The organism is Falsiroseomonas oryzae, from assembly GCF_027856955.1.
Lineage (GTDB): Bacteria > Pseudomonadota > Alphaproteobacteria > Acetobacterales > Acetobacteraceae > Falsiroseomonas > Falsiroseomonas oryzae.
In genome coordinates this window covers 1-1,951 of sequence record NZ_JAPSMD010000685.1, presented here as the reverse complement: position 1 = coordinate 1,951, position 1,951 = coordinate 1, and the positions used below count along the sequence as shown (strand labels likewise).

At 75.8% G+C, this 1,951-nt stretch carries 1 protein-coding gene; it reads left to right on the top strand.

Going from position 1 to position 1,951, the window contains the following annotated elements; genetic code table 11:
* Positions 1-1,951: glycosyltransferase family 4 protein (locus OZN99_RS30580; RefSeq protein WP_270938975.1), on the top strand; the 1,951-nt coding region annotated here is incomplete at both ends.

The following is a 1,951-nucleotide window of genomic DNA, read 5'->3' as shown; positions in this document are numbered from 1 at the left end:
TGCGACCCGGGCGACGCGGCCAGCATCCGCCGCGCCGTGCAGGAGGCCTGGGAAACGCGGCGCGACCCGGCCGCGGTGGCGCGGCAGCAGCAGATGATCGCCCGGGCCTTCGGCTGGGACGCCCACCGCGAGGCGACGGAAGAAGTCTACGCCGCGGCGCTTGATGCGGCGCGCGCCCGCGGCGCCACTCCGCCGCGCGCCCTGCCCGCCCCGTCCCGTCCGGCCGAGTGGCGGACTCAGCGCATCGTCATGGACGTGACCACGACCGCCAACCACAAGGGCCGCTGGACCGGCATCGCGCGCGTCGAGGCGCAGCTGGCGCATGCGCTGCAGGCCGATCCGCGCGCGGAGGTCACCTTCGTCGCCTGGAACGCCCCGGCGCGCGCCTTCGTCGAGGTACCCTACGGCGCGATCGCGTCGGGTGACCTGCCGGCCTGGCTGGCGCAGCAGGCGGGCGCCACCGAGCCGGCGCTGCCCGCAGGCGCGCCGCTGCTGGTCGCCGGCAGCGCCTGGATGCAGAACGGGCTCTACGCCGAGAGCGTCGTCAGCTTCGCCCGCCGCCACGCGCTGCGCCTGACGCCGCTGATCCACGACGTCATCCCGACACGCTTCCCCTGGTGGTTCGACGAGGGCTACGCTCCCGTCTTCGAGCACAACCTCGCCGTCCTGCTGGACGGCGCGGAGGCGCTGCTCGCCGTCTCCGACGCCACGCGGCGCGAGGTGGCGGCCTTCGCCGCGCGCACGTCGGACCTGTTCATCCCCGACATCGCCGTGCTGCGCGAGGGCGACGGCATCGGCCTTCCCGGCGGCCAAGCGGAGGACGACTCCGTCGAGCGCATCGCCACGCGCTTCGCCGGCAAGCCCTTCGTGCTCTCGGTCGGCGCCATCCACGCCCGCAAGAACCACCGCCTGCTGCACGACGTCTGGCTGAAGCTGGCGGAGCGCATGGGCGAGCGCTGCCCGCACCTGGTGCTGGTCGGCGGCGTCGCCTGGAACGGGGCGGAGGTCGCGCGCGCCCTGCGCGGCGATCCGCGCCTGGCCGGCCGCGTGCACATCCTGGAAGACGTCGACGACGCCGCGCTCGGCTGGCTCTACCGGACCTGCCTGTTCACCGCCTATCCCTCGCTGCAGGAGGGCTGGGGCCTGCCGGTGGCGGAGAGCCTGGCGCATGGCAAGGTCTGCCTCGCCGCCGACACCTCCTCGATCCCGGAGATCGCGCCGGGCCTGGTGGAGGCGCTGGACCCGCTGGACGTGATGCAGTGGGTGACGCGCGTGCAGTTCCTCGCCGGCAGCCGTGCGGCGCGCGCCGCGGCGGAGGCGCGCATCGCGAGGGAGTACCGCGGCTTCTCCTGGGCGCAGTCGGCGGAGATGCTGCTGGACCTGCTGGCGGAGGCGGCCGAACGGCCGCGCCCCAAGCGGCCCTACACGCCGGGCGCGGTGGCGAACCTGGCCGACCGCATCCCGGCCTCCCGCCTGCGCGGCGCCGGCTGGCACGCCGTGGAGGATTGGGGCTGCTGGACCGCCGCGACCTCGGCCGAGCTGGTCTTCGAGCCGTCCATGCCGATCGGCGAGGCGGCGGTGTTCCTGGCCGAAGCCCGCGCCCTGCCCCTGCCCGACCGCCCCTGCGTCGCACGCATCCTGGCGAATGGCGCACCCATCGGCTTGTGGCGCCTGCGCACCGGCGAACCGCAGCTGCTGCATGCGGTGATCCCGGCGGAGGTCGCGGCGCGCGCCGCGACGCTGCGCATCGGCATCCAGACGGAGGCGCTGGTCGCGGCCGGCGAGGTCTCCGGCACCGACGATCCCCGCCTGGTCGGGCTCGGCCTGTCGCAGGCGGCGCTGGTGCCGCTCTCCGCCGCGCGGGACCATGCGCGCTGGTTCGCCCCGCAAGGCGCGGCGCCGCGCGGTCTGCGGCTCGGCGCGCGGCACGACCTGCTGGCCGATGCCGCCG